Below are 23,465 nucleotides of genomic sequence, written 5' to 3'. Positions count from 1 at the left end.
CTGCAATTCAGCCCGGACTCGCGGGCGCAACCGGCAGGATATCTAGATGGTTGTCGTCAGCGCCCGACGCCGGGTTTCCGAGGGTGTTTCGCCAAAGCGCGCGCGGTAGCACTTCGCAAACTTGCCGAGGTGATTGAAGCCGCAGGTCAGCGCGATGTCGGTCACGCTGCGGCCGCCGACGGCGCCAGCCAGAAGTCCCTGGTGCGCCAGATCCAGGCGGTAGTCGCGCAGATACTCCATGGGCGTTGTTTGCCGGAAGCGCCGAAACCCCGCCTGCAGGGTTCGTTCGCTGACACCGGCAATCCCGGCGAGATCGCGCAGCGTGACGGGCTGGTCCGCATTGCTCCGGATGTACTGCTCGACATTGCGGATATAGCCCGGTGCCGGACCCGTACGTTCGGCATCAAGCGCTGCGCTGTGGTTGTGTGGCAATTCCATCATCACCAGGCTGATCAGCGTTCGCTCCAGCTGGCGGCAAACCGTCGGGCTGCTGACGATGCCGGCGGTGCGCTGTTCAAATTCGCTGCACAGGAAGTGCAGAAAACGCCGCAGCCCGGGGGCATTGCCGGTGCCCGGATCTGAATGCTGTTCAAAGTACACGGGAGCGGGGACGCGCTGTCCGGTGGTCTCCTCAAGCCAGCCATGCAGCAGTGTGGAGGGTATGCGCAAGGTCAGGTTCACTTCCCCGGCGACGAAACGCATCGTGGCTGGTCCGGTCGGGTTCATGGCGCGGATGATCTGCGGGTTCAGTGGTCCCGTGAAGCCGTCCTGGCTGAGTGTGCCGGCGCCATGCAGCAGGACGAGAAAAAGATAGGAGTCATCCGGGTGCGCTTCGATCTGTACCGCTGCACCGTAGTGCAGCGCGTGCATCGAGACCTGGCCGATGCTGGCGCTGCAGTGGCGGAAGGCCACCTGGGGCCGTCGTGCCGTGGGTATTACCGTGTGTGGCCACAGGAACCGGGACAGGTGATCACGGGCCGTGAGCAGGTCAGCGGTTTCCAGCACCAGCTGGCCTGGCAATGGCATGCCGGCCGGCGGCACGGGCCGCAGGCTGCCAAAGGGCTCGTGTGTAATGTCGTCCATTCAGGCCTCGATGCAGCGGGACTTTTGCCGCTGACGCAGGGGATACTAGCGCGGAGCGGGCGGGTGTGGTCCGCTCCGGCTGCTTCGGCCAATGCGGCTGCGCAAACCGTATAACGGGCGGACGGACCGCTTTGTTAATAATCGCCTCTCCCCTGAAGCACAGCAGGACATATGACCATGGTCGAGTCGGTATCCAAGCCGGGCGCAGTCGCCGGGTCCAGTTCGCAGGCAAAGCCGGGCCGGGCGCTGGATCCGCTCGATCTGTTCGATATCCGTTCCGAGCTGACTGAAGACGAACTCCTGGTCCAGGATACCGTCGCCCGCTTCGTCGACGACCAGGTACTGCCAATCATTCGCGAATGCTTCGAGCAGCATCGTTTCCCGCAGGAACTGGTCAAGGAGATCGCGGGACTCGGCCTGCTGGGGAGCAGTATCGAGGGCTACGATTGTGCGGGGCTCAACAGCGTCGCCTACGGCCTGATCTGTCAGGAACTGGAGCGCGGCGACAGCGGCCTGCGCAGTTTCGTTTCGGTACAGAGCAGCCTGGTCATGTACCCGATTCACAGCTTCGGTTCGGAGGCGCAGAAGCAGCGCTGGCTGCCGGCGATGGCGCGCGGCGAGGCCATCGGCTGTTTCGGACTGACCGAGGCGCACGGTGGTTCCGATCCGGCGAGCATGAAAACCCAGGCGAAGCGCCAGGGTGGCGACTGGGTGCTCAACGGTTCCAAGATGTGGATCACCAACGGCACCATCGCCGATGTTGCGGTCGTGTGGGCCAATACCGACGAAGGCATCAAGGGCTTTCTGGTCGAGCGGGGCATGGCGGGGTTTGCGGCCCCCGAGATCGAAAACAAGATGTCGCTGCGTGCCTCCGTGACTGCCGCGCTGTTTTTCGACAACGTGCGCATTCCGGAGGCCAATGTGCTGCCCGGTGTGACCGGTCTGCGTGGCCCCCTGAGCTGTCTGACCCAGGCCCGCTATGGCATCAGCTGGGGCCCGATCGGCAGCGCCCAGGCTTGTCTGAAGGAGCTGCTGGCGTATACCGAGAGCCGGCGTCTGTTTGGCAGTCCGCTGTCGCACAAGCAATTGATCCAGGTACGTCTCGCCGACATGGCGCGGCGCATCAGCACGGCCCAGCTGCTGGCGCTGCGTCTGGGGCGGCTCAAGGATTCAGGTCGCCTGCACCCCACCCAGGTATCGCTGGCCAAGTGGAACAACGTGCGGATGGCGCTCGATATCGCAAGGGACTGCCGCGACATGCTGGGCGGCGGCGGTATCAGCGCCGAGTATGTGCCGGTACGGCATATGCTGAACCTCGAGAGCGTGATCACCTACGAGGGCACGGAATCGGTACACCAACTGGTGGTTGGCAAAGAGCTCACCGGCGTCAGCGCTTTCTGAGCAGGCTTGTGTTTCAGCCGACCGGGATCGACTATTGCGATAGTCACCCGGGAGGCGACGCCGTGGAACTGCAGGAGACCAGGGATCCGCACATCATTGCCGGCTGGGCCGTTGCCGTGGCCCAGGCGCTTGATGCGCGCGGCCTCGACAGCCGGGCCATCTTTGCGAGCGCCGGCATCGACCTCGCAGCCGCACGCGTTCCCACCACCCGTTTTCCTGCCGCCGCCATGAGCCGCGTCTACGAGCTGGCAGACGCGGCCACCAACGATCCCTCTTTCGGACTGTCCATCGCCGAGTTCGTACACGCGACCTCGCTGCATGCGCTGGGCTTTTCGCTGCTCGCGAGCAGTACGCTCGAATCCTTCTGCCGGCGCGTCGTGCGCTATTTCCGGCTGGTCAGTACCAATGCCGACTGCCAGATGGAACGCACGGCCACCGAGTACCGCCTGGTCATGGCGGCCACCATCGACCGTCAGCAGTACTACCCGCAGGATGCCTGGATGGCCACGGCGGTGCGCTTCATGCGCGAGATCTACCGGCCGGACTTCGCGCCCCTGTCCGTATGTCTGTGCCGGCCACGGCCACGGGAAAAAGTGCAGCGATTCGAACAGTTCTTCGGTACCACGGTCGTCTACGGCTGTCCGTCCAACAGTCTGATCCTCGATCTGCGCGACATGAGCGTGGAGCTGCCCGCCGCCAATGCCGAGCTCGCCCGGCAGAATGATGCCGTGGTCATGGCACTGCTGGCGCGCATGGACCGCGACGACATCATCGCGCGCGTGCGTGCCCTGTTCATCGAGTTGCTGCCGTCCGGTGAGTGCAGCAAGGAGAAGGTTGCGGCGCGTCTCAACATGAGCGACCGGTCACTGCAGAGCAAGCTCGCGACGCGCAACACGAGTTACCGGAACCTGCTGAACGAGACCCGCCGGGAACTGGCGCAGCTCTACATCCGCCAGGGGCTGCACTCGGTCAGCGAGGTGACCTATCTGCTGGGCTTTGCAGATGTCAGCAGCTTCTCCCGGGCATTCCGCAGCTGGGAGGGGCTTTCCCCCAGCGAATACCGGGACCAGTCCCTGGGCCGGCGACCGGGATTGGCGGTCGAGTAGCCGTCGCTCCGGGCTGGTCCAGGTGACCAGATCGCCCGCCCGCCGGGGCTTCGTGCCCCGCGGCTGGAGGTTCCGGCTCGGCCGATTTGAAAAAACCCGCCGGCCCGCATACACTTTGCGGCCCTCGCCGAGGGCTGTCCGGTTTTCCGGGTCCAGCCGAGGCATTTAGTTACAGGTGTCGAATGGGCACGTTTTCTGCCAAATCTCATGAGGTGCGGCGCGGCTGGTATGTGGTAGACGCCACAGGTCAGACGCTCGGTCGCCTCGCTTCCGCGGTGGCTTTCAGGCTGCGCGGCAAGCATAAGCCCGAATTTACGCCGCATGTCGATACGGGCGATTACATCGTCATCATCAACGCGGCAAATATCCGCGTGACTGGCAACAAGCTGAAAGACAAGCTGTATCGCCACCACACGGGTTACGTCGGCAATATGAAGACGATTGCCCTCGGCAAGATGATGCAGGAGCACCCGGAGCGCGCCATTACCAAGGCCGTGAAGGGGATGCTGCCCAAGAACAGCCTCGGCGCGGCAATGCTGAAGAAGCTGCGCGTGTTTCCCGGTTCAGAACATGAGCATGCAGCCCAGCAGCCGGAAGTACTGAAGCTCTAACCCCCAAACCAGACCCAGCAGGCACCACCACAGATGGCTACTCAGTCCACCCAGTTTTATGGCACCGGCCGCCGCAAGGCTTCCACCGCACGGGTATTCATTCGTCGTGGCAATGGCGAGATCACCATCAATTCCAGGCCCATCGATGTGTTTTTCGGCCGCAAGACCGCCCGCATGATCGTCCGGCAGCCGCTGGAGCTGACCAAACTGGAAGGCCAGTTTGACGTCAATGTGAATGTTGCCGGCGGCGGCATCACCGGCCAGGCCGGTGCAATTCGCCACGGCCTGACCCGCGCGCTGATGGCTTACGACGAGAGCCTGCGCCCCCAGCTGCGCAAGGCCGGCTATGTGACCCGTGATGCACGTGAGGTCGAGCGCAAGAAAGTCGGTCTGCGCAAAGCCCGCCGTGCAACCCAGTTCTCGAAGCGCTAGTTCTCGACCGGTCTATAATGCGTCCCACCCACTGGGGGATCGTCCAGCGGTAGGACATCGGACTCTGACTCCGAGAACCTAGGTTCGAATCCTAGTCCCCCAGCCAATATGAAACGGCCCGCATGGAGCGGGCCGTTTTTTTTTCATCTGGCAGTCGCCGGCAGTTCAGCGCCGGTCCATGCGCTTTATGCCACTGTCGTCTGCCAGGAGAATCACGTCGGCTGGCCGGTTGGCAAAAAGTCCTACGGTAACGATGCCGGGAACCTGGTTGAAGCGGGTTTCAAATTCCACCGGGTTGCTGATCTGCAGGTTGCGTATATCAATGATGTGGTTGCCGTTGTCGGTAACAAAGCCCTCCCGCCAAACCGGCTGCCCGCGCACCTTGAGGAACTGTCGGGCAACCCAGGACCGGGCCATCGGAATTACCTCGACGGGCAACGGGAACTGGCCGAGGGTGGCTACCCACTTCGACTGGTCGATGATGCAGACGAACTTCCGGGAGGCGGCTGCCAGGACTTTTTCGCGGGTCAGGGCGCCGCCGCCGCCCTTGATCAGGTGGAAGTGCTTGTTGGCCTCATCCGCGCCGTCCACATAAAGATCCGGATCGCCCACATCCTCCAGTTCGCTGACCGTCAGCCCTCTGGCGCGCAGGCGTGCTTCGGTTGCCCTGGAGCTGGCGACGATCGCGGCGAGGTCATCCCGATACCGGATCAGTTCATCGATGAAGTAATTGACAGTGGATCCGGTGCCAACGCCGAGCGTCATGCCGGGCTTGATGAATTCAAGGGCGGCCTGAGCGGCCTGCTGCTTTCTGGCGGCCTGTTCCATGTGCGTCTCCGCAACTGTTGCCGGCCGATTATAGGTATGCAGCGCGGGAAGGGGGTACAAAAAAAAGTGCCCGCCGAAGCGGGCACCGATTTCGCGCGTTATCTTCTTTCGAAGATCGGCCAGAAATCTTTTCAGATTTCTGGCCGGCGTTTAGCAACTAACGCTTTTTCTTTGCGGCCTTTTTCTTGGCCTTCTTCTTGGTCTTAGCAGCAACTTTTTTCTTGGAAGCTTTCTTCGTAGCCATAGTTTCAGTCTCCGTGTCGAGGTAGACGGGGCTGAGTATATACAAGAGTTTGCAGAATTCCAGCAACCGGGGTGATTTGGTTCTCATTCGGGTCAAGGGGCATTTCGCTGGTCGGAGACCCGCAGAGACAGTTTTTTACTCCTGTTGTGGTCCGGAACGGCAACTGAAACAGCCCGCATCAGTCACGACTGCTTCAAGTTGCACATCATGTTCCTGGTGAGGAACAGCTCCGATCTGCTGAAATGCATAAGCCAATCCGATGAAGTGTGGCCGGCGAAAATTTGCGCGCAGCGCAAGAAATGCCAGCGTCCGGTCGTAGTAACCACCGCCCATGCCGAGTCGATAGCCGTTTGCATCGAAGCCAACAAGTGGCGCAAGAATTACATCCATCTCGCGCGCGCTGCGCCACTCGTCAGCACTGCAGGCCGGTTCAGGAATGCCGAAGCGGTTGCAGAGCAGCTGGCTGTCGGGTGCAAAAGGCGCGAAGCGGAGCCCGGTTCCCGCCATTACGGGAAGAAAAACTTCACGTCCGCGCCGCCAGGCTGCGCTGATGACCGGAGTGCAGTCGAGTTCGCCGGATACCGGCAAATACAGGGCCAAACGCCGGCTGCGGGCCAGGACCGGCAGGCGCCAGACCCGGGCGGCGACCCGCCGGGCTGCCTGGTGCATCTGGTCTGGAGTCAATGCGCGGCGCTGCGCCAGCAGGCGCTGGCGGTACCGTGATTTGGAAGGTGCCTTGCCGTTCGTCATGGATAAGGAAGGTGGCCCCTCCCGCCTGTGCCGGTGCGGCCTGCTGCTCACCGACCGGGAGCATCAGGTGGAATCAAACGCGGCAGAGAAGGCTTCCCGCACGAGGCGGTCATGCACAGACTACCGACAGCCTGCGATTCCGAAAGCACGATTAAGGGTCGAGAGACCAATCAAGCCGCTGTCGAACACCGCAGGAGGGACCGGCTCCATTATAGACACGGGCCCGAATAAAAATATGTGACGTGTCAGAGGTCGAGCTGACGTCCGGCCTGCAGTGCGCCCTCAATGCGCTCGCGCATGGCCTGCAGCCGGAGCTTGGCGTTGCCTTCAAGGCTTTCCCCGATGTTGCGCGAGCGCAGCAATTCATTGGCCATGTTCAGCGCTGCCATCACCGCAATCCGGTCGAGGCCGATCACCTTGCCGCTGTCGCGGATCTCGCGCATCTTGGCGTTAAGCAGTTCCGCCGAGTTCAGCAGGGCAACGCGTTCACTGACGGGGCAGGAGATCTGATACTCCTTCTCGAGGATCTTGATGTTGACCTGGGTAGAGGCTTCCAGTGTCATGATCCGTGCTCCATGGCCTTTAGTCGTCCGACCATCGCCTCAACCCGCGAACGGACCTGCTCATTTTTCTGCAAGAGTGTGGCGCGCTCGGCGATCAGTGTGTCCTGGCGCTGGCGCAGGGAGCGGTTTTCATCCTTGAGCTGGTTGGTGATCAATACCAGTTCATCAAGGCGCCGTTCGAGGCGCTCGAGTTCACGGCTGAAGGTCTTTTCAAGGGTGTTGCTCATGGAACTCAATATAGTGTCAGCCTGCTGCAGCGGTCAAATACCGGCAGGCCGCCTCCCGGTGCCGGGCCTGATGCTAGGATAGGCTGGCTATCCGAAGTTGTTAAAAGTCCCGACTGTCGTTCAGATTGTTTCGCTGTTTCAATACCACTGATTTAAGGCCTGGTTCAGCCATGACGGCCAGCAATTCCTTGTCTTTCGATGTCATAGACGACGCCCTGCGGCGCGCCGGGGCCGTCACGGAACCGGCCGAGGCCCATGGCAGCCTGTGCGGGCTCGCCTGTGTACTCGGTGCCGATGCGCAGTCGTCGTGGCTCGCGGATACCCTGACAACGGCCGAGGAGCCGGATCTGCCGGCCGAAGAAATCGGTGAGGGTTCTGCCGGCATTCAGGAAGCGGCGGCGTTGCTCGGCGGGCTGGCGGCTGCCAGTACCAGAGCGCTGGAGGCTGGCGACATGAGTTTCCAGCCGCTGCTGCCCGCGGATGACGAGCCGCTCGAGGAGCGTACGGCGGCGCTCGCTGCCTGGTGCCAGGGTTTCAACTATGGCCTGGCGCTTGCGGTGCGTTTCGGCGATGCCGACGAGGCCGTCCGGCATGAGGCCATTGCGGAGATCGTGCGGGATTTTGCGGAGATGTCGCAGCTTGGCTATCAGGAAGACGAAGGCGACCGGGATGCGGAGGCTGACTGGGCGGAGCTGGTTGAATATGTCCGCGTGAGCGTACAGCTCGTCTTTGAAGAGATGGCGGGTGTCCGGCAGCGTGTAGCCACCGCTGTACGCCACTGAAGTTCGGACAATGAATCCCGGGGAATTCAGCCGCCGTCGCCGGCAACTGATGCGCATGATGGGCAAGGGAAGTATTGCCATCCTGCCAGCCGCCCAGCCGCGCATGCGCAACCGCGATGTTCAGTATCCGTACCGGCAGGACAGCGACTTCTATTATCTGACTGCCTTCAGCGAGCCTGAGGCAGTGGCGGTTCTGGCGCCGGGGCGGGCCGGCGGCGAGTACCTGTTGTTCTGCCGTGACCGCGATCCGCAGCGCGAGACCTGGGACGGGACCCGTGCCGGCCCTGCCAATGCGGTCAGCCAGTTTGGCGCGGATGAGGCATTGTCCATTGGCAAGGTGGACGACATCCTGCCGAAGATCATCGGCGACAGTGAGCGTGTCTATTACACGATGGGCGCACACCCGGAGTTCGATCAGCGCCTGACGGGCTGGCTGTCCGCGCTCAGCTCGCACGGTAGCGCGGCCGCGACGCATACGCCGGATCAGTTCATTGCCATCGACCATTTTCTGCACGATCTGCGGCTCTACAAGAGCCGGGAAGAGCTTCTGGCGATGAGGCGGGCGGGGCGAATCGCCGTTCAGGCGCACCGCCGCGCGATGAGCATCTGTCGGCCTGGCCTGTACGAGTACCAGGTCGAAGCGGAGTACATGCATGAATTCCACAGCCAGGGCGGGCGGCCATCCTATCTGCCGATCGTCGGTTCCGGACCCAACAGCTGCATCCTCCATTACCATGCGAACAACCGGAAGCTGGAGGATGGTGATTTGCTGCTGGTCGATGCCGGCTGCGAGTACGACTACTACGCGTCTGATGTAACTCGTACCTGGCCGGTCAACGGGCGATTCACTGCCGAACAGCGAGCCGTTTATCAGGTTGTGCTCGATGCGCATGAGGCGGCCATCGCCGAGGTCCGCCCGGGTAATCCATGGAACCAGCCGCATGAGGCGGCTGTGCGCGTGGTGACGCAGGGACTGAAGGACCTGGGTCTGCTGGAAGGCAGTCTGGCCAATCTGCTCAGGACGCGTGCCTGTCAGCGGTTTTTCATGCACCGTACCGGGCACTGGCTGGGCATGGATGTACACGATGTCGGCGACTACCGGATTGCCGAGGAGTGGCGTGTGCTGGAGCCCGGAATGACGCTGACTGTCGAACCTGGCATCTACATTCCGGCCGGCAGCCGCGGTATAGGCAAACAGTGGTGGAACATCGGCGTGCGGATTGAAGACGATGTGCTCGTGACCAGGGACGGATGCGAGGTCATGACCCGTGATCTGCCGGTCGACCCGGATGCGATTGAAGCCATGATCGGCACGGCAGCCCGATGACGCGATGGAAGCCCTATGAAGGACTATAAAGTCTGGGTGCTGGCCCTGGCCCTGTTCCTGGTCGGCGGGGCATTGTTTGTCTACAAGTGGCAGGGGCTCGGCTATCCGCTGCTGCCTGATGAACAGACACGTATCTGGACCGTCGAGGCCACGCTGAAGTTCGATGCCGGCCCGGCGCCGGTGCCGGCCAAGGTCACGCTGTACGTGCCCGCGCTGACACCAGGCTTTGCCATTCTCGACGAGAATTTCGTCTCGCGCGGGTTTGGCTTCACGACCCGCTATGTTACGGGTGGCCGGCAGGTGCAATGGGCCGTCCGCCGGGTCAAGGGTGAGCAGACGCTGTATTACCGGGCGACGATCTACAAGGATCCGCTGCAGGCTGAAAGCGATACCACACCGCCATTTCCGGCGCCGCCCCGGTTGCGTGAGCCGGAGAACATCGCCCTGCAACAGTTGCTGGGGCAGATACAAAGCCAGTCGGCGGACCCGGCCTCGTTCACTGTCGAGTTGCTCAAGCGGCTGGCGAATCCCGGTACGGACCAGAATGTCCTGCTGCTGCTCGGATCCGGGACAGGGGTTACGGCGCGGGCGGCCACCGCGATCACCGTACTGGCGGCGGCGCAGATTCCGGCCCGGCTGCTGCGTGGTGTCTACCTGGTCGACCGGGAGCAGCAGGCGCGCGTGTTGCCCTGGCTGGAAGTACACGACGGCGAACGATGGATCTACTTCGATCCGGCCACCGGTGCCCAGGGACTGCCGGACAATTTCCTGATCTGGTGGCGAGGCTCGGCACCTCTGTATACGCGAGACGGCAGCGGCAAAACGGAAGTACAGTTTTCAGTCCAGCGCAACGAGGTCGACCCGGTGCTGGTTGCCGAGCGCAGGGCCAACGCGTGGCAGTCACGGATTGCAGACTTCTCGATGTTCTCTCTGCCCATACAGACCCAGGCGGTCTATGGCGTGCTGCTGATGATCCCGCTCGGCGCGCTGCTCGTGGTGTTTCTGCGCAACATCGTCGGGGTCACGACTTTCGGCACCTTCATGCCGGTGCTTGTTGCGCTGGCCTTTCGCGAGACTGAAGTCGTGGCGGGCGTGATCCTGTTTTCACTGGTCGTGGCACTGGGCCTCCTGTTCCGCTTCTTCATGGAGCATCTGCGCCTGTTGCTGGTGCCGCGCCTGGCCTCGGTGCTGATCATCGTGGTGTTGCTGATGGCGCTGATCAGCATCGTCGGCCACCAGCTCGGTCTGGACATGGGCCTGTCGGTCGGACTGTTCCCGATGGTCATCCTCACCATGACCATCGAACGCATGTCCATCGTCTGGGAAGAGCGCGGTCCCACCGAGGCGATCCAGCAGGGTGTCGGCAGCCTGTTTGTCGCCGCACTGTGCTTCAGCGTGATGGATATCGGGTTTTTCAAGCATCTGTTCTTCGTGTTCCCCGAGCTGTTGCTCTGGCTGCTGGCCATTACCCTGCTGCTCGGCCGTTACAGCGGCTACCGGCTGTTCGAACTCGTGCGCTTCAAGTCATTTGCGGACCGGGCGCCCTGATGTTTGGCCTGGCAAAACGGCTGTCGGCCAGCGGGGTACTCGGCATCAACGCGCGCAACTGCCGGTACATCCTGCGGCATAACCCGCGTCACCTGTATCCGTTGGTCGATGACAAGCTGGCTACCAAGCGCCTGGCAATCGCGGCGGGACTGCCGGTGCCGGAGCTGTATGGTGTCATCACCAGTCACCACGATGTGCGGCGACTGCCGGAACTGGTGGCCGGGCATCGTGATTTCGTCATCAAGCCGGCCCATGGCTCGGGGGGCGACGGGATTCTCGTCGTCTCTGCGCGGGTCAGGGACGGCTCGGCATACCGGCTGGTCGACGGTACGATCATGGATGGTGACGATATCGGTCATCACCTGTCGAACATGCTCAGTGGCCAATACAGCCTTGGCGGACACAGGGATATCGCGCTGATCGAGTACTGCGTGAAGTTCGATCCGATCTTCAGCGAGTGTGCGTATCGCGGCATCCCGGACATCCGCGTCATCGTTTTCCGCGGCTATCCGGTGATGGCCATGCTGCGACTGCCGACGCGCAGGTCGCATGGCAAGGCCAACCTGCACCAGGGGGCGGTGGGCGCCGGACTGGATCTTGCGACCGGCAAGACCATTTGCGCCGTCATCGGCAATTCGGTGGTTACCGAACATCCCGATACCGGAGCGGTGATTGCCGGCCGGCAGATCCCCCGCTGGGAGTATCTGCTGGATTTCGCCGCACGCTGTCATGAACTGACCGGACTCGGTTATCTTGGCGTGGACATCGTTCTCGACCGTGACCTCGGGCCGATGCTGCTGGAACTCAATGTGCGGCCGGGGCTTAATATCCAGATTGCAAACCGGTGTGGATTGGGCGACCGCCTCAGGGCGATCGAGGCCCGGCCGGCCGGCGTCGGCGTAAAAGAACGCGTAGCATTCTCCATGGGACCCCTGCTGCAGCCGGCAGCTGTGGCAATTTGATCAAGGCAGGACGATGGCGCATCAAACCCCGCTCTATGCTGACCATGTTGCCAACGACGCCCGGATTGTCGAATTCGGCGGTTGGGACATGCCACTGCAGTATGCATCTGCGCTCGCAGAGCATCACGCTGTGCGCCAGTCATGCGGCATCTTTGATGTCTCGCATATGACGGTGGTTGACCTGACCGGTCCGGACAGCACACGTTTTCTGATGCGGTTGCTGGCCAACGATCCGGGCAAGCTGCGCAGTACGGGGCAGGGGCTTTACAGCTGCATGCTCAACGATGCGGGTGGTGTCGTCGATGACCTGATCGTTTACCGGCTCGGCGACAACGTGTACCGGCTGATCATCAATGCCGCAACGCGCGTCCAGGACCTCGGCTGGATGGCACGGGTTGCGGACCGCGATGACATCGTGATCCGTCACCGCGACGATCTGCTGATGATCGCCGTGCAGGGACCAAAGGCCCGTGAGCTGGCCGCCCCCCTGCTGGCGGAGGAGTTGCAGGCTCCGGCGCTCGCGCTGCGGTCCTTTGAGTGTGTGCGTCATGATCACGTGTTTGTGGCGCGCACCGGATATACGGGTGAGGATGGCTTTGAAATCGTGTTGCCAGCTGAAGCGGGAGTGGCGCTGTGGCGGGCGCTGGCTGCCGCCGGTGCGGTTCGCTGTGGGCTCGGTGCGCGGGACACCTTGCGCCTGGAGGCGGCCCTCAACCTCTATGGTCAGGACATGGATGCGGGAACTTCACCGCTGGTTTCGGGGCTCGGCTGGACGGTTGCTTTCGAGCCGGCCGACCGCCAGTTCCGTGGCCGTGCAGCACTGGAAAAGCAGAAGGCCGAAGGCGTCAGCGAAAAGCTCACCGGTCTGGTGCTGGAGGATCGCGGTATCATGCGCCACGGCCAGCGGGTGATAACCGCGGCCGGCGAAGGCATTATCACCAGCGGTGGATTTTCGCCGACGATGGAACGCTCGATTGCGCTGGCGCGGTTGCCGGTTGCAGCGACCGGTTCCTGTCAGGTTGATATCCGTGGCGTGCTGCGCAAGGCGCGGATCGTCAAACCGCCGTTCGTACGGCTCGGGCGCATTCTGGTTGACGACGCGCCGGTTCAGAAATAGTTGCAGGGAATACAGACAGACATGACCCAGATACCGCAGCAGCTCAAATACACCGAGGACCACGAATGGGTCCGCGCCGAGGCCGATGGCTCGGTCGTGATCGGTATCACTGACCATGCCCAGCATCAGCTTGGCGAACTCGTTTACGTGGAGCTGCCGGATGCGGGGCGGACGGTGACACGCGGTGATGCGATGGCCGTGGTCGAATCCACCAAGGCAGCATCGGATGTCTATGCGCCGCTGGCCGGTGTCATCGTGCAGGGTAATCCGGCGCTGGCTGGCCAGCCGGAGCTGGTGAACACCGATCCCTATGGCGAAGGCTGGCTGGTCCGGTTGCGTCCCGCTGATGCAGCAGCTCTCGCTGCATTGCTGGACAGTGCGGCCTACGCACAACTGCTGGCTGCCGAAGACTGAGACGACCTGTAAACGACAGGCAGAATCACAAACAGGATTACAGGAAGCGGCGTGCCATTCATTCCACATACTGACGACGACCTGGCCGTCATGTTGCAGACGATCGGTGTCGCCGATATCGACACCCTGTTCGACGAGATTCCTGCGGCGCTGCGGATTTCCAGCCTGCCCGGCGTACCGCCGGGCCTGTCGGAGGCTGCCGTTGCACGTCTGATGCGCAAGCGGGCGGCGCAGAATGCCGACAGCCTCTGTTTTCTCGGCGCCGGTGCCTATGAGCACCATATCCCGGCGGCCGTATGGGAACTCGCCACGCGCGGCGAGTTTTATTCTGCCTATACGCCCTATCAGGCCGAGGCCAGCCAGGGCACTTTGCAGCTCATATACGAGTATCAGTCGATGCTGGCCGGCCTGGTCGACCTGGATGTTTCCAATGCGTCCTTGTATGACGGTGCGACCGCCTTTGCCGAGGCCTGCCTGATGGCGGTGCGTGCCAGCCGCAACAATTCGCGGCGGGTCCTCGTGGCCCGTTATCTGCATCCGCTGTGGCGCAAGGCGGCCGAGACCTTGCTCAAGGGGCAGGCCGTCGAACTGGTTGAAATGCCGGCTGTCGACGGACACACCGATCCGGATGCACTGACGAAACTGGATGGTCAGGATTTCGCGGCAGTGTGCCTGCCGTGGCCGAACTTCCTCGGCGGACTGGAGCCGGTCGATGCGCTGACCGACTGGGCGCACGGCCGCAACATGCTGGTCATCGGCGTCTGCAATCCGGTCGCCCTCGGACTGCTCAAGCCGCCGGGCAAGTGGGGTGCGCGGGGTGCGGATATCGCCTGCGGTGAAGGACAGCCGCTGGGGATTCCGCTGGCCTCGGGCGGTCCCTATTTCGGCTTCATGGCCTGCCGGCAGGCACTGGTGCGGCAGATGCCGGGCCGGATCGTTGGCCAGACGCTGGATATCGAAGGGCGCCGCGGCTTTACGTTGACACTGCAGGCGCGCGAGCAGCACATCCGGCGCTCGAAGGCGACCTCAAACATCTGTACGAATCAGGGTCTGATGGTGACGGCTGCCACGATCCACCTGTCCTTGCTTGGCAGCGAGGGATTGCGGCGCGTGGCCGCGCAGTGTCATGCCAATACCCGCTCGCTGGTCGGCGCACTGACCAGCCTGGATGGTGTGGAGTTGCGCTTTGCTCCGTACTTCCACGAGGCGGTGCTGAAGCTGCCGCAGCCTGTTGCGCCCGTGCTGGCTGAACTCGCCGATGCCGGGATTCTCGGCGGCTATGACCTGGGCGCTGATTTTCCGGAGCTGGGTCAGGCGGTGCTGGTGTGCGCCACCGAACTGCGTACCGCGGAAGATATTGCGGCCTATCGTCAGGCGCTGGCAGGCGCACTGGGCATGGCGGCAGCCGCATGATGCGCGAAGAGCTGATTTTCGAACAGTCCCGGCCAGGCCGGCGTGCGCCCACACATGCGCCGGCGACTCTTGCTGCAATCGACGATCTGCCGGCGTCCATGCTGCGTCAGGAGCCGCCATTGCTGCCCGAAGTTTCGGAGCTGCAGGTCGTGCGGCATTTCACCCGGCTGTCGCAGCTCAATTTCTCCATCGATACGCACTTCTATCCCCTGGGTTCCTGCACGATGAAGTACAACCCGCGGGCATCCAATACCCTGGCGATGCTGCCCGGCTTCCTCGCGCGGCATCCGCTGGAGCCGGACAGCCATGCCCAGGGCGTACTTGAATCCCTGTTCGATTTGCAGGAATTGCTGAAGGCCGTGACCGGCATGAGCGGTGTATCGCTGACGCCGATGGCGGGCGCACAGGGCGAGTTTGCCGGCATCGCGATGATTCGTGCCTATCACCTGGCGCGCGGCGACACCGAGCGCACGCAGGTGATCGTGCCGGATGCCGCGCACGGCACCAATCCGGCCACCGCGACCATGTGCGGATGCGAAGCGATAGAAATCCCGACCGGGCCGGACGGTGATGTGGATCTCGATGCCCTGCGCCAGGTGGTCGGACCGAAGACCGCTGCGATCATGCTGACCAATCCGTCCACGCTGGGAGTATTCGAGCGCCGCATCAGCGAGATCGCAGAAATCGTTCACGCGGCAGGCGGACTGCTTTATTACGACGGTGCGAACCTGAATGCGATCCTCGGCCGTGCGCTGCCGGCTGGCATGGGCTTCGACGTCGTGCATATCAACCTGCACAAGACCTTCTCCACGCCGCACGGTGGCGGTGGGCCCGGCTCGGGAGTCGTGGCGGTGAATCAGCGCCTGGAGCCCTTCCTGCCGATTCCGATCGTGGGCAAGCGCGATGGCGGCTACGTGTGGCTGAAGGAAGCAGACCGCCCGCAAAGCATCGGCCGGCTGTCCGGCTTCATGGGCAATACGGGCATTCTGCTGCGCGCCTACATCTATATGCGCCTGCTGGGCGCGGAGGGCATGCGCCGCGTCTCGGGGTACGCGACACTCAATGCGAACTACCTGTGTGCCCGGCTGGCATCCGCCGGCTTCACGATCGCCTATCCCCGGCGGCGGGCCAGTCACGAGTTCATCATCTCGCTGAAGGACGTTGCCCGCGATACCGGCGCCACGGCGATGGATTTTGCCAAGGCGCTGCTCGACCGCGGGTTCCATGCGCCGACCACCTATTTCCCGCTGCTGGTTCCGGAGTGCCTGCTGATCGAGCCGACCGAAACGGAGGCCCGGCAGGAACTCGATGCCTTCGTGCAGGCGCTCACCGAAATCCGTGATCTGGCTGGCCGTGATGTCGGCGAGCTGAAGCGCGCGCCGCAGACCACGCCGGTACGGCGACTCGATGATGTGCGCGCTGCCCGGCAGCTGGACCTGACGTGGCAGGGCAAGCCCAGAACCGTCAACTGATTCCACGCGCCACAGGCGCCGCCCGGAGAGTGAAGATTTGTCAGCCCTGATCTGCGGTTCCATTGCCTACGACAACATCATGGTGTTTCAGGGGCGCTTCAAGGAACACATTCTTCCCGACCAGATTCATATCCTGAACGTCGCCTTTCTGGTGCCGGAGCTGCGCCGCGAGTTTGGCGGCTGTGCCGGCAACATCGCCTACAACCTGAAACTGCTCGGCGACGAGCCGCTGATCATGGCCACGGTAGGCGGCGACTTCGGCAGCTATCGGAACTGGCTGGATCGTCACGGGATCGACTGCCGGTACATCCTCGAGTTGCCGGACACGCTGTGCGCGCAGGCCTACATCACCACCGATCTGGACGACAACCAGATCACGGCCTTCCACCCCGGTGCGATGAACCACGCGCACCTCAACCAGGTGCCTTCCGGCGCCGGCCTGAAGCTCGGCATGATTTCTCCGGATGGGCGCGACGGCATGCTGCAGCATGCGGAGCAGTTTCATGCCGCCGGCGTGCCCTTCATCTTTGACCCGGGGCAGGGGCTGCCGATGTTTGGCGGCGAGGAGCTGCGCCGTTTCATCGAACTGGCAAGCTGGGTGGCGGTCAACGACTATGAGTCCAGGCTGCTCAGTGAACGGACGGGCTGGAACGAGGCGGAACTGGCCCGCCATGTCGATGCGCTCATCGTGACGCGTGGTGCGCAGGGTTCCACGATCTGGTCAAAGGGCGAGAGCATTGTGATTCCGTCCGTCAAGCCGCCGGCGTTGCTGGACCCGACCGGCTGTGGTGACGCCTATCGCGCCGGACTGCTGTTCGGCCTGTCGCGTGGTATGCCCTGGGCTGAAACAGGGCGCCTGGCCGCCTTGCTCGGCTCGATCAAGATTGCCCATCGCGGCACACAGAACCACCAGTTCAGCCCGACATCACTGGCGCAGGAGTTTCGTGCGGCGTTCGGGCATGCACTCGGCATCTAGGTTATGTGCGCTGATCCTGTGCCTGGTGGCGCTGCCGGCACTTTCAGCGGCCAACGATTCCGCCGCTGGCGCCTGGCGCAACACCATCGAGGGCATTTCTCCCGCAGTGGTTTCCATCCAGGTGGACGAGACACGCGCCTTCGATACCGAATGGAATGAATCCGGCCAGGCGACCGGTTTTGTGGTCGATGCAGAGCGCGGCCTGATACTGACCAACCGACATGTCGTCACCTCGGGGCCAGTGCGTGCAGTCGCCATCTTCACCAACCAGGAAGAGGTTGAACTGACTCCGGTGTATCGTGACCCGGTACACGACTTCGGCTTCTATCGCTACGACCCGGCAGCACTGAAGTACATCCGGCCCAAGACCCTTTCGCTCAAACCGGCTGCCGCACAGGTCGGCCGTGAGATCCGCGTGGTCGGCAACGATGGCGGTGAGCAGTTGTCGATCCTGTCCGGGACCATTGCCAGGCTGCGTCGCGAAGCCCCTGACTATGGCCGGGGCAAGTACAACGACTTCAATACCTTCTACCTGCAGGCTGCATCCAGCACTTCGGGCGGCTCATCGGGCTCACCGGTGATCGACATCGATGGCAATGTGGTGGCGCTGAATGCCGGGGCCAGCAACGCCACCGCATCGAGTTTTTTCCTGCCACTCGATCGCGTGCAGCGGGCACTGACGCTGCTCCGCACAGGTCAGCCGGTCCCGCGCGGTACGCTGGGGGCGATATTCAGCTATACGGCTTTCGACGAACTGCGTCGCCTGGGTTTGCGGGAGGCGAGCGAAACGGCGGTGCGGCGGCGTTTTCCCGATGGCATCGGCATGCTGGTGGTCAGCGAGATCCTGCCGGGAACGGCGGCGGCCGGGGTACTGCAGGTTGGGGACATTCTCGTCAAGGTGAGTGGCGACTACGTGTCGGAATTCGTGCCGCTCGATGATGCGCTCGATGCGCATGTGGGCCAGCCGGTCGATCTGGTCGTCGAGCGTGGTGGTCAGGTCATGAGTCTGCGCATGGCGGTGCAGGACCTGCACCAGTTCAACCCCGACGAGTATCTGCAGTTCGGCGATGCGGTCGTCAACAACCTGTCCTGGCAACTGGCGCGCTATTTCAACCGCGCTGCCGAAGGCGTGTACGTGGCCAACCCCGGCTTCACGCTGGCAGCGGCCGGCATACCCCGTGGTGCGGTGATCGTTGCCGCTGGCAGTGAGGTGATCAACACCATCGACGACCTCGAGCAGGTGCTGGCGGGCCTTGCCGATCAGCAGCAGGTCGCACTCCGCATCATCAGCGTCGAGGAACCCGGCTCCAGCCGGCTGCGCGTGATCCGCATGGACCGGCGCTGGTTTCCGGCGGTGCGCTGCCACCGTGACGATGTGCGTGGCGAGTGGCCGTGCAGGGATCTCGCTGCGGGGCCGCCGGCCCGGCCACCGGAAGGCGGCACCGCAAGCCTGGTTCCGCAGCGCGACCCGAGGCTCCGCCGGATCGCCCCCTCACTGGTGCTGGTCAACTTCGATATGCCGTATGTGGTGTCCGGCGTGTCCGAGCAGCATTACTACGGCACCGGCGTCGTGCTGGATGCAGAACGGGGTTTCGTGGTCGTCGACCGCAACACGATTCCCGAGGCCATGGGCGATGTGCGGATCACTTTTGGCGGCACACTGGAGATACCGGCACGCGTGGTCTTCGTGCATCCCGTGCACAACCTTGCGCTTCTGGCCTACGACCCGGCGCTGATTGGCGATACGCCGGTGAAGTCCGTGCGCCTGAACAGCACTGTCCCGGAGCCCGGCGACGAGCTGTGGGTAATCGGCCTGCGCGGCGGCGACAAGCTGGCGGCACAGCCGACGACATTTTCGTCGCTGGAACCGGTGAGCTATCCACTCTCCCGCACGATGCGTTTTCGCGAGAGCAACCTGGAAACCCTGGCGCTGGTCAGTCCGCCCCGCGACGTCGACGGTATGGTGACGAACCGCCGGGGTGAAGTGGTATCGCTCTGGTCGAGCTTTGCCTGGCAGGGTAATGGCCAGCTGCGGCAGGAAAATCGCGGCATGCCCGCCGAGTATCTTGCCGAGCTGCTCGAAATCGCCCGCAGCGGCCAGACGCTGCATTCCCTGGAAGTGGAATGGGCGCAGATGCCGCTGGCTGATGCGCGTCGGCTGGGTTTGCCAGCGGACTGGGCGCAACGCATTGCCGGGCAGGATCCTGAACGCCGTCAGATCCTGGGTGTCACACGCACCGTGGCCGGATCGCCGGCGGCGAACCTGCTGCAGCCGGGCGATCTGCTGCTGACCATCGATGGCGTGGTGGCGACTCGCTTTCGTGAAGTCGAGCGGCTCACACAGAAGCCAACGGTCGTGGTGGAGGTGCTGCGCAACAGTCAGGTACTCGGTATCGACATTGCCACGGTACCGCTCGACGGCACCGGCATACGTCGTGCGCTGCTCTGGGCAGGCGCGCTGTTGCAGGCGCCGTACCGGGATATGGCGGCCCAACGCGGTGTCGAGCCGACCGGCGTGTACGTGTCGTACTTCGCTTTTGGTTCACCGGCTTCGCGCCATGGCCTGCTTGCCGGACGGCGGATTACGGCCGTGGATGGCAACGCTATCGCCGACCTGGACCAGTTCATTGCCGTGGTCGGCGGCAAACGCAACCGCGACTCGGTGCGTCTCACGACTGTTACCTGGAATGGCCAGGTCGAAGTGCTGACGCTCAGGCTGGACGACACCTACTGGCCGCCATACCAGATCGTCTGGCATGACGGCCAATGGCATCGCGAAGCCTTGCTACATTGACGGATCTGGTTTCAGCGCAGCGAACCGCGTGCGCCAGTCGGTCACCGGCGAACCCTCGACTGTATTGACCTCAAAGGTCCGGTTGAGCGCTTCAGGATATTTCAGCGCCTGTACGCAGATGGTGGCCAGGTCTGATCGTGCGATGGTGGTCTGCCCTGCAGACTTGTCGCCCTGCTCGATGACAAAGGCCTTCTGGCCGGGTTCGCCATTCCCCAGTCCGCCCGGGCGGATGATCGTGTAAGGCACACCGCTGGCGCGCAATGCGTCCTCCCCCTTCAGCTTCCAGATGAGCACGTCGCCGAACATCCGGTTCAGCGGGTGGTCTTTCTGGGTTACCGAGCGTGAAGAAACGAGCACAAACTGCCTGACGCCGGCAACGGATGCCGCAACTGCCAGATTCCTGACCCCTGCGTAGTCGATCACTTCCGGCCGGGAAGGGCCTTTCGCACCCTTGGCGCCGATCGCCGAAATTACTGCATCTGCACCCTGCATGGCGGGTGTCAGCGTGGCCGGATCGGTCACATCGCCGGTGAAATAGCTCACCCGGTCGCCAAAGGCGGCCCTCGCCTTCACCGGATCACGGACCAGTGCGCGCACCGTGTAGCCCTCGCCCAGCAACTGACTGACAAGCTCTGTGCCGGTGCGTCCGGTAGCGCCGGCCACGAGTACGGTCTGCGGCGCTGCCGACATACTCGCGGTGCCGCTCGCGCAGGCCGCAAGGGCCAGGATGCAGGCACCGATCAGGACGATCTTTCTTGTCACGGACATGGGCAGATTCTCCATCAGATATGCCCGGAGCATATCCAACTGTGCCGGGCTGCGCGAGTCCCGCCGACGCGGGTATGATCAACGCATGAAACAGCGAAAACTCGGCAATACCGGCGAATCGGTGTCGGCGCTCGGACTCGGCTGCATGGGCATGGTGGGCTGGTATGGCCAGCGCGATGATGCCGAGGCACGGGCTACCCTGCATCGGGCCCTTGATCTCGGTATCAATCACCTCGATACGGCTGCCGTCTATCAGGATGGCGCCAACGAGCGCTTTGTCGGTGAAGCGATCCGCGGGCGTCGCGCCGAGGTGTTCCTCGCGACCAAGTGCGGCCTTTCGCGCACAGCCGACGGGCGTATTGCGGCCGACAACCGCGCAGCCACGATCCGTACCTCATGTGACGAGAGTCTGCAACGGTTGGGCGTGGAGCAGATCGACCTCTTTTATCTGCACCGTATCGATCCACAGGTGCCGATCGAGGACTCGATGGAAGTGATGGCCGGGCTGGTGCGCGCCGGAAAGATCCGCTTCGCAGGCATTTCCGAAGCGAATCCGCAGACCTTGCGTCGTGCCTGCCGCATACACCCGGTTGCAGCCCTGCAGAGCGAACTCTCACCGTGGACGCGCAATGCCTGCGGTACGACGCTGAAGACCTGCGAAGAACTCGGCGTGGCCTTTGTCGCCTACAGTCCGCTCGGGCGCGGCTTCCTGACCGGGGCCATCAGCAGTGTTGCGGATTTCCCGGAAGGCGATACGCGGCGCATGTTCCCGCGTTTCCAGGCGGACAACTTCGAGCACAATCTCGCCGCAGCCGAACGACTGCGGGAGCTGGCGCGCGGCATAGGCTGTACGCCTGCCCAGCTGTCGCTGGCCTGGGTCCTCGGCCAGTCGCAGGGGGTGCTGCCGATCCCGGGTACCAAGAAGCGGCGCTGGCTTGAGGAAAACGCGGCGGCGGTCGATCTGCAGCTTTCAGCGCAACAGCTGGCCGCAGTTGCGCATGCGATTCCGGAGGATCTGGTACAGGGTGAACGCTACCCGGAGAGCATGCTGGGCACACTCGATGTCTGAGCCCGGTCTGGCCGGCTGACCCCGGGCCTGTTGCAATCCATATCTGGCAAGGAGTATCCGACATGACGACACAGAGTGAGAAGATTGCCGGCGAAAGGCGTCGCCTGAAGTCGGTGCGGCAGCTGCTGACGACTGCCGTGGCACGCAAGTCCGGCGGCAACCAGTCATTCGTACCGTTCTATATCGCCCTGGGCGACTACATGGAAGCGGCCATGGAGCGTCTGCACGCCCAGGATGTGAAAATGGGCGACATGATCCGCCGCAAGCTCGTAACGATCGATGACAAGGCGAGGCAGGCACTCGACGAGTTGCACGAACGCCTGACCGGGAATCAGGCGCACCTGACGGTTTTCTCTGCTGCAAAGAGCGCACTGCAGAGTGAAGGCGCCGATGCGCTGGAGCGCTTCGAGCAGGCCAGTGCAGCCTACACGGCCTACATCATGGCCAATATGGGGCACCACGGCGCGACGACCGAGCTGGCCGCGAAGTTGTTCAGTGAAGCCGACTGGGCATACATGGCCGGCAGTACCGAAGCGGAGACCGCGCTGGAGCAGCAGCTCTACGCCAGGGTATACGCCCTGCTGCCTGCGGCGCTTGCGGATCTGCAGCCCGCTGCCGTCTGAAACGAGAGCGGCGACTGGACCAGGCCATGCAGATGCGGCTCGTCTTCCTCCTGCCATTTCTGGTGACGTTGCCCATGGTGCCCGTCGCTGCCGAAACGCGTGTCGGTGACACCATCGCCATCAGCGAGCCCGTCCCGGAAGACCTCTACGCCGTAGGCGGCAGGTTGCGGATCGATGGCCCGGTAACCGGCGATGCCGTACTCGCTGCCGGCACCGTTGCGATCGACGGCGATATCGATGGCGATGTGAGCGTTGCCGGCGGGCAGATCGGGATCTCCGGTGGTGTGGGTGATGATCTGCGGGCCGCTGGCGGCGATGTAACGCTGCGCGGGTTTGTCACCGACCATGCGGTAATTGCCGGTGGTGTCGTCAACATCGCCGAGGGCAGCGCCATTGCCGGGCGCGCCTGGATTGCAGCCGGTACGCTCGAAATGGCGGGCCAGATCGGCGATGACCTTCGGGTGTTTGCCCGGACTGCCATCATCACCGGCCAGATCCAGGGTAATGTCGAGATTACGGCGCAGGAGATCCGCATCGAGTCCGGCGCCGCCATCGGCGGTCATCTGGTCTGGCACAGCGAACAACCGCCGCTGATTGCCGAAGACGCGCTGATCATGGGCGAGGTGGCAGGGGTAACGGCGCCCGTCGATGAGCTGCCTGAAACAGCGGCACCGGCGTTTGGCGGCTGGGCACTCGGCCTTGCGATCATGATCGCTGCCGCCGGCGTGTTCTGGTTGAGCCCTGCGCTCGTCGAGCGTTCAGGCGCATTGTTGAATGCGTCGCCGGTGCGCACGCTTGTTACCGGCGCCATCGCGATTTCGCTGACACCGCTGCTGATCGTCGTGCTGTTCGTGTCGGTGTTTGGCTGGCTGTTCGGGTTGCTGTTGCTGACGGCGTACCTGCTGGCGGTGCTGCTGTCCGGACTGCTCGGCCTGCTGATGCTGGTACAGCTGAT

22 protein-coding genes, 1 tRNA gene and 1 other RNA gene are annotated in these 23,465 nt (G+C 63.2%); 17 read left to right on the top strand and 7 right to left on the bottom strand.

The features are described from left to right. Window positions 1-42: 42 nt before the first annotated feature. Window positions 43-1,083 carry an AraC family transcriptional regulator gene (locus H6979_09395; protein ID MCP5140057.1) on the bottom strand — a complete coding sequence of 347 codons (1,041 nt, stop codon included), beginning with the start codon at window positions 1,081-1,083 and terminating at the stop codon, window positions 43-45. Window positions 1,084-1,260: 177 nt separating this feature from the next. Here H6979_09395 and H6979_09390 point away from each other — a divergent pair, with 177 nt between their 5' ends. From H6979_09390 to H6979_09370, 5 genes are all read left to right on the top strand, one after another. Next, a complete protein-coding gene (locus H6979_09390; GenBank protein ID MCP5140056.1) occupies window positions 1,261-2,484 on the top strand; it encodes an acyl-CoA dehydrogenase family protein in 1,224 nt (407 codons plus the stop codon). Between the two features lie 62 nt (window positions 2,485-2,546). Further along, a complete protein-coding gene (locus H6979_09385; GenBank protein MCP5140055.1) occupies window positions 2,547-3,590 on the top strand; it encodes an AraC family transcriptional regulator in 1,044 nt (347 codons plus the stop codon). A gap of 182 nt (window positions 3,591-3,772) precedes the next feature. After that, window positions 3,773-4,201 (top strand): 50S ribosomal protein L13, encoded by a 429-nt coding sequence (rplM, locus tag H6979_09380; GenBank protein MCP5140054.1) that lies wholly within the window; start codon window positions 3,773-3,775, stop codon window positions 4,199-4,201. A gap of 33 nt (window positions 4,202-4,234) precedes the next feature. Further along, on the top strand, window positions 4,235-4,633 hold the full coding sequence (gene rpsI, locus H6979_09375; protein ID MCP5140053.1) for a 30S ribosomal protein S9: 399 nt from the start codon (window positions 4,235-4,237) through the stop codon (window positions 4,631-4,633). Window positions 4,634-4,665: 32 nt separating this feature from the next. After that, window positions 4,666-4,739 (top strand) — tRNA-Gln (locus H6979_09370). A 59-nt stretch (window positions 4,740-4,798) separates the two neighbouring features. Here H6979_09370 and rpiA read toward each other — a convergent pair. From rpiA to H6979_09345, 5 genes are all read right to left on the bottom strand, one after another. Next, on the bottom strand, window positions 4,799-5,461 hold the full coding sequence (gene rpiA, locus H6979_09365) for a ribose-5-phosphate isomerase RpiA (protein MCP5140052.1): 663 nt from the start codon (window positions 5,459-5,461) through the stop codon (window positions 4,799-4,801). Window positions 5,462-5,840: 379 nt separating this feature from the next. Further along, window positions 5,841-6,455: a 5-formyltetrahydrofolate cyclo-ligase gene (locus tag H6979_09360; GenBank protein ID MCP5140051.1), complete on the bottom strand. Its 615-nt coding sequence runs from the start codon at window positions 6,453-6,455 to the stop codon at window positions 5,841-5,843. Window positions 6,456-6,469: 14 nt separating this feature from the next. Beyond that, window positions 6,470-6,655: non-coding RNA, 6S RNA (gene ssrS, locus H6979_09355), on the bottom strand. Window positions 6,656-6,700: 45 nt separating this feature from the next. Beyond that, entirely contained in the window at window positions 6,701-7,018 is a 318-nt protein-coding gene (locus tag H6979_09350; protein ID MCP5140050.1) for a cell division protein ZapA, read from the bottom strand. Further along, window positions 7,015-7,245 carry a TIGR02449 family protein gene (locus H6979_09345; protein ID MCP5140049.1) on the bottom strand — a complete coding sequence of 77 codons (231 nt, stop codon included), beginning with the start codon at window positions 7,243-7,245 and terminating at the stop codon, window positions 7,015-7,017. Before H6979_09345 ends, H6979_09350 begins: the two co-directional genes overlap by 4 nt. Window positions 7,246-7,415: 170 nt before the next feature. Here H6979_09345 and H6979_09340 point away from each other — a divergent pair, with 170 nt between their 5' ends. Genes H6979_09340 through H6979_09295 form a run of 10 tightly spaced genes read left to right on the top strand, consistent with a single transcriptional unit; the run spans window position 7,416 to window position 20,050 of the window. Continuing rightward, window positions 7,416-8,027, top strand: a complete 612-nt coding sequence (locus H6979_09340) for a UPF0149 family protein (protein ID MCP5140048.1) — start codon at window positions 7,416-7,418, stop codon at window positions 8,025-8,027. A gap of 10 nt (window positions 8,028-8,037) precedes the next feature. Continuing rightward, window positions 8,038-9,354 (top strand): aminopeptidase P N-terminal domain-containing protein, encoded by a 1,317-nt coding sequence (locus H6979_09335; protein ID MCP5140047.1) that lies wholly within the window; start codon window positions 8,038-8,040, stop codon window positions 9,352-9,354. 15 nt (window positions 9,355-9,369) lie between these two features. Then, a complete protein-coding gene (locus H6979_09330) occupies window positions 9,370-10,902 on the top strand; it encodes an inactive transglutaminase family protein (GenBank protein ID MCP5140046.1) in 1,533 nt (510 codons plus the stop codon). Continuing rightward, window positions 10,902-11,864, top strand: coding sequence for an alpha-L-glutamate ligase-like protein (locus H6979_09325; GenBank protein ID MCP5140045.1), 963 nt, complete (start codon window positions 10,902-10,904; stop codon window positions 11,862-11,864). Before H6979_09330 ends, H6979_09325 begins: the two co-directional genes overlap by 1 nt. A 13-nt stretch (window positions 11,865-11,877) precedes the next feature. Further along, window positions 11,878-12,981, top strand: coding sequence for a glycine cleavage system aminomethyltransferase GcvT (gene gcvT, locus H6979_09320; GenBank protein MCP5140044.1), 1,104 nt, complete (start codon window positions 11,878-11,880; stop codon window positions 12,979-12,981). 21 nt (window positions 12,982-13,002) lie between these two features. Next, window positions 13,003-13,395: a glycine cleavage system protein GcvH gene (gcvH, locus tag H6979_09315; GenBank protein ID MCP5140043.1), complete on the top strand. Its 393-nt coding sequence runs from the start codon at window positions 13,003-13,005 to the stop codon at window positions 13,393-13,395. A gap of 51 nt (window positions 13,396-13,446) precedes the next feature. Then, window positions 13,447-14,808 carry an aminomethyl-transferring glycine dehydrogenase subunit GcvPA gene (gcvPA, locus tag H6979_09310; GenBank protein ID MCP5140042.1) on the top strand — a complete coding sequence of 454 codons (1,362 nt, stop codon included), beginning with the start codon at window positions 13,447-13,449 and terminating at the stop codon, window positions 14,806-14,808. Next, window positions 14,808-16,280, top strand: coding sequence for an aminomethyl-transferring glycine dehydrogenase subunit GcvPB (gene gcvPB, locus H6979_09305; GenBank protein ID MCP5140041.1), 1,473 nt, complete (start codon window positions 14,808-14,810; stop codon window positions 16,278-16,280). The genes gcvPA and gcvPB overlap by 1 nt, the downstream gene beginning before the upstream one ends. 37 nt (window positions 16,281-16,317) lie before the next feature. After that, complete coding sequence (locus H6979_09300) at window positions 16,318-17,256, top strand: carbohydrate kinase family protein (protein ID MCP5140040.1); 939 nt, start codon at window positions 16,318-16,320, stop codon at window positions 17,254-17,256. Beyond that, on the top strand, window positions 17,225-20,050 hold the full coding sequence (locus tag H6979_09295) for a trypsin-like peptidase domain-containing protein (protein MCP5140039.1): 2,826 nt from the start codon (window positions 17,225-17,227) through the stop codon (window positions 20,048-20,050). The genes H6979_09300 and H6979_09295 overlap by 32 nt, the downstream gene beginning before the upstream one ends. Here the strand turns inward: H6979_09295 and H6979_09290 are convergent. Beyond that, window positions 20,042-20,818 (bottom strand): SDR family oxidoreductase, encoded by a 777-nt coding sequence (locus H6979_09290; protein ID MCP5140038.1) that lies wholly within the window; start codon window positions 20,816-20,818, stop codon window positions 20,042-20,044. The genes H6979_09295 and H6979_09290 overlap by 9 nt on opposite strands. 85 nt (window positions 20,819-20,903) lie before the next feature. On the opposite strand from H6979_09290, the gene H6979_09285 reads away from it, so the two are divergent. Both H6979_09285 and H6979_09280 read left to right on the top strand, forming a co-directional pair. After that, window positions 20,904-21,887: an aldo/keto reductase gene (locus tag H6979_09285; protein ID MCP5140037.1), complete on the top strand. Its 984-nt coding sequence runs from the start codon at window positions 20,904-20,906 to the stop codon at window positions 21,885-21,887. Between the two features lie 62 nt (window positions 21,888-21,949). Next, complete coding sequence (locus H6979_09280; GenBank protein MCP5140036.1) at window positions 21,950-22,510, top strand: hypothetical protein; 561 nt, start codon at window positions 21,950-21,952, stop codon at window positions 22,508-22,510. Window positions 22,511-23,465: the final 955 nt, after the last annotated feature.

The organism is Chromatiales bacterium (genome assembly GCA_024234935.1).
GTDB lineage: Bacteria > Pseudomonadota > Gammaproteobacteria > Steroidobacterales.
The sequence above is the reverse complement of the archived record's forward strand: the minus strand, read 5'-3'. Positions and strand labels throughout refer to the sequence as shown.